The sequence below is a fragment of the Pseudovibrio sp. Ad37 genome, assembly GCF_001623075.1.
Taxonomy (GTDB): Bacteria; Pseudomonadota; Alphaproteobacteria; order Rhizobiales; family Stappiaceae; genus Pseudovibrio.
The window spans coordinates 1-4,669 of the sequence record NZ_LMCF01000195.1; the positions used below are offsets into that span (position 1 = coordinate 1).

Annotated in this window: 2 protein-coding genes and 2 pseudogenes; 2 read left to right on the forward strand and 2 right to left on the reverse strand. The window is 49.1% G+C overall.

Annotated elements, in window-relative coordinates:
* Nucleotides 1-285: 285 nt before the first annotated feature.
* Nucleotides 286-744: pseudogene (locus tag PsAD37_RS21090) on the forward strand (integrase core domain-containing protein); the annotation flags it as partial.
* Between the two features lie 177 nt (nt 745-921).
* Here PsAD37_RS21090 and PsAD37_RS29640 read toward each other — a convergent pair.
* Together PsAD37_RS29640 and PsAD37_RS21095 are read right to left on the reverse strand one after the other, a co-directional pair.
* A complete protein-coding gene (locus PsAD37_RS29640) occupies nt 922-1,113 on the reverse strand; it encodes a glycosyltransferase (protein ID WP_153039832.1) in 192 nt (63 codons plus the stop codon).
* Between the two features lie 137 nt (nt 1,114-1,250).
* On the reverse strand, nt 1,251-4,037 hold the full coding sequence (locus PsAD37_RS21095) for a bifunctional aconitate hydratase 2/2-methylisocitrate dehydratase (RefSeq protein WP_063297814.1): 2,787 nt from the start codon (nt 4,035-4,037) through the stop codon (nt 1,251-1,253).
* Between the two features lie 216 nt (nt 4,038-4,253).
* On the opposite strand from PsAD37_RS21095, the pseudogene PsAD37_RS21100 reads away from it, so the two are divergent.
* Nucleotides 4,254-4,621 (forward strand): annotated as a pseudogene (locus tag PsAD37_RS21100) (transposase); the annotation flags it as partial.
* Between the last annotated feature and the right edge of the window lie 48 nt (nt 4,622-4,669).

Sequence of the window (4,669 nt, forward strand, 5' to 3'; positions counted from 1 at the left end):
AGCTACCGCTTGCGCGGTCACACCGACCTTATTCCAGAGCATATAAGAGCCAACGCATCAATAACTCCTCCACCACCACCCAAACGTCGCGGAAGACCACCTAAAAAGGAGAACTAGACCTAAAAAAAGGCTGGTCACCAAACCTCAAACTGGGGAAATTTGACCCTGCATTGACAGTTCCGGCGAGGACGTCTGCTCATGATGGTCTCCTGTTCTTGGCATCATGCCAGTTTCAGGAGCTAAATCCACTTTCACAACCTGTCCAAATTTCCCGAGCCAGCTCTAACCGACGACGGCAGGGCCTTCAGAACACTCAACATCCTAGATGAGCACAGCCGGGAATGTTTGGCTATCCGAGTAAAGCGAAAGTTGAACTCAACCGAGGTCATTGACGCTTTGACAGACCTGTTCATCGTGCGCGATGTGCCCGCCTATATCAGGTCGGACAATGGCCCCGAATTCATCGCCGAGGCCGTCAGAAACTGGATCAAGGCTGTCGGGGCTAAGACGGCTTACATTGAGCCCGGATCGCCCTGGGAGAACGGATACTGTGAAAGCTTCAACGGGAGAATGCGGGATGAATTGCTGAATGGTGAAATCTTCTACTCACTGCGCGAAGCCCAAATAATCATCGAGAGATGGAAGAACCACTACAACACCAAACAACCCCACAGTGCTCTGGGCTACCGCCCACCTGCGACAGGGGCTATCGTACCGATAGACCAAAGGCCAGTGATGCACTAACTTTCAATCTGGACCACTCAAATGGGGCTGTTCTGGAGTGTTAAGTTATTTTTCAGCTTAACACATTTTTAATACCGCTTAAATCTTAAGATGAGATCTTGAAATTTAAGCGGTATTAAATCAGTGTTAATATTACACTCTAAGAATAACTAAATGTATATTTATACTATAGTCTCATTAGCATAATTCGTTTATTTTTTTTGCTGCATCTCTCGCGACTTTATCCCAAGTCCGATTTTCAAAAACCCATTTACGTCCAGCTTCACCTAAGCGATCTCGTAACTTCGCATCATCAATCAACACTTCAAGTTTGTCAGCAAGGTCTTCAATGTTGCCTTTCGACCGAAGAAAAATAAGCGGTAAGTAGATATATGGGTTTTAGTTTTATTTCAATATATCGCACAAACCCGAGCAATGGACGGTGTTGTTACATACCGTCCATTCTAATGGAGTTTAGTGCTGTTTGCCAGCTGATAAGTCTAAGACCGGAATCCTGCGATTAGACCCTAGAAGTGAACTGACTTCGCAGCAGCAGGCTTCTGGAGTGGTGGGGCGAACTTGGTGAGGTCGATGCCTTCCACTGCTGCCTTGTACTCATCCATGTTTGGAGTTCTGCCGAGGATGGCGGAGAGAACAACAACCGGAGTGGATGCCAACAGGGATTCACCCTTCTTCTCAGAGGAATCTTCTACCACACGGCCCTGGAATAGGCGTGTAGAGGTTGCCAAAACGGTATCCCCCTTAGCAGCCTTCTCCTGGTTACCCATGCAAAGGTTACAGCCAGGACGCTCCAGGTACATAATGTTTTCGTATTCGGTACGTGCTGTTGCTTTTGGCAATGCATCATCGAATTCGAAACCGGAGTACTTCTGCAAGATTTCCCAGTCGCCTTCTGCCTTCAGCTCATCAATGATGTTGTAAGTAGGAGCTGCAACAACAAGCGGAGCATTGAACTCGACCTTACCGCCCTCTTTCTCAAGGTTCTTGAGCATCTGAGCAACAATCTTCATGTCGCCTTTGTGCACCATGCAAGAGCCTACAAAGCCCAGATCAACCTTCTTGTCGCCACCGTAGTAGGAAACAGGACGGATGGTGTCGTGGGTGTAACGCTTGGAAACGTCATCATTGTTCACGTCAGGATCAGCGATCATTGGTTCATCAATCTGATCCAGATCGACAACAACCTCAGCGAAGTATTTCGCATTATCATCCGGGGTCAAAGCAGATTTCTCGCCAGATTTGATCTCAGCAATACGCTTATCCGCTTTCGCGATCAGACCTGCCAGAACCTTGGCATCATTGTCCATGCCTTTGTTGATCATGATCTGAATGCGGCTCTTGGCCAGCTCAAGAGAGCCGATCAGAGTTTCATCGTTGGAGATACAGATGGAGGCTTTTGCCTTCATTTCTGCAGTCCAGTCAGTGAATGTGAAGGCCTGGTCTGCCAGCAGTGTGCCGATGTGCACTTCGATGATGCGGCCCTGGAACACGTTGTCGCCATGCTGCTTGAGCATCTGCGCCTGTGTTGCATGTACGACATCGCGGAAGTCCATATGATCAGCCATAGTGCCTTTGAAGGTCACTTTTACTGACTCTGGAATCGGCATGGTGGCTTCACCAGTTGCCAGAGCAAGAGCAACGGTACCGGAGTCTGCACCGAATGCCACGCCTTTGGACATACGAGTGTGACTGTCGCCGCCAATGGTGATGTCCCAGTCATCCACGGTGATGTCATTCAGCACCTTGTGGATCACGTCTGTCATGGCGTGATAGATGCCTTTGGGATCGCGTGCAGTGATCAGACCAAACTTGTTCATGAACTTCATGAGTTTAGGAATGTTGGCCTGCGCCTTCAGATCCCAAACAGAAGCGGTGTGACAGCCAGACTGGTAAGCACCATCAACAGTTGGAGAAATGACGGTTGCCGCCATGGACTCCAGCTCCTGAGAGGTCATCAGACCAGTGGTGTCCTGAGAACCAACAATGTTCACCTTCACACGAACATCGGAACCAGCGTGCAGAGTTGCGCCCGGAGTAGTGCCAACTGCATTACGGTTGAAGATCTTCTCAACGGCAGTCAGGCCCTGACCTTCGTGAGAGATTTCTTTGGATACTGCGAAAGCGGACTTCAGGTCAACGCCGAGTGTCTCTGATGCAAACGTCTGCAGCTTTTTACCAAACACAACAGCGTAGGAGCCGCCTGCTTTCATAAACTCAACTTTTTGAGGCGTGAAAGCGGAAGAAACATCAACCAGCTCTTTATCATCATCATAAAGCTTCTTAGTTTTGGAGTTGATGGTGAGCACCTTGCCAGTCTCAACTGAGTAGGTCTGCTCAAGGACTGGGTCACCATTTTCATCCAGAACGGTGTTGCCATTGGCATCTTGCTTTTTGACCCAGTTTTTCAGGTCAAGGCCGATGCCACCGGTTACACCAACAGTGGTCAGGAAGATCGGAGAAATGCCGTTGGTGCCCGCAACAATCGGAGCAATGTTCACGAAAGGAACGTATGGGCTTGCCTGCTTACCGGTCCACAGCGCAACGTTGTTTACGCCGGACATGCGGGAGGAACCAACACCCATGGTGCCCTTCTCAGCAATCAGCATCACGCGTGCATCAGGATGAGCTTTCTGCAGCTCCTGAATTTTCGCCTGACCTTCTTCAGAGATCATGCACTTGCCGTGCAGTTCACGGTCTGAGCGAGAGTGCGCCTGATTACCAGGAGAGAGCAAGTCGGTGGAGATATCGCCTTCACCAGCAATATAGGTAACGACCTTGATTTCTTCTTCTACTTCAGGAAGCTTGGTGAAGAACTCAGCCTTCGCGTAGCTTTCCAGAATATCTTTTGCAATCGCATTACCTGCTGTAAAAGCTGCCTTCAAACGCTCGGTGTCTGCCTCATACAGAAACACCTGGGTTTTAAGGACATCGGCAGCTTGTTGCGCAACAGACGCATCATCGCCAAGTGCCAGATCAAGAAGAACCTCAACAGACGGGCCGCCCTTCATGTGAGACAGCAGTTCAAAAGCGAAGGACTGAGAAATTTCCTCAACAACAGAGTCGCCAAGAATGATCTCTTTCAAAAACTTCGCCTTTTCACCAGCTGCGCTGGTTGTGCCTGGCAAGGTGTTGTAGATAAAGAATTTAAGGGAACCGTCTCTGTGTTCGTTTTTGAGATCTTTAATCTGCGAAATGATCTCATTCACAAGTGCGCCATCTTCAATCGGCTTGGGGTTCAAACCCTCGGCTTTTCGAGTGTCAATCTCATTCAAGTAGTCAGTGTACAAGCTCATGATTATTCCGACGCATTTGTGTTAGACGATTTATGTTTGGTGTATCCTGAACTCTATGTCACAACCATCTCTGGTAAACCGGTCCAAGTTTGTTGTATGCGGTCGTATACCAAATGACATTGGCATGCAAGATGTTTCCAGCAGTTGCAGAACTCCAACTGAGCCTCCCCCATTTAAGTGGTCCGCCCTTATAGTTAGGAAAGCGGAGGGCCAAGGATGGCGATTAAGAGACCTAAGCCAGAAGAGATTGTCGTGAAGTTACGGCAGGTTGAAGTTCTGATAGGGCAAGGTATAGCCCGGATTGATGCAATCAGACAGATCAGTGTTACTGAACAAACCTATTACCGCTGGAAGAAAAAGTACGGTGGAATGGGCACAGAGCAACTTAAGGAACTGAAACGGTTACAGAGGGAGAATGAGCGTCTGCGCCGCGCCGTATCGGATCTGACGCTGGATAAACTGATCTTGAAGGAGGCCGCTTCGGGAAACTTCTGAGCCCCTCACACAGGTGGGCCTGTATCGATCATGTGCATAGTCGGTTCAAGGTTTCTGAGCGGTGTGTTTGCCGCGTTCTGGGGCAACATTGATCAACACAGCGGCGTTTGCCACGTGGGCGTACTGACGAAGAACGC

What these genes read in the sequence shown, in the direction of transcription:
- PsAD37_RS21095 (WP_063297814.1), bottom strand. Translation starts at nt 4,037, where the DNA reads ATGAGCTTGTACACTGACTACTTGAATGAGATTGACACTCGAAAAGCC.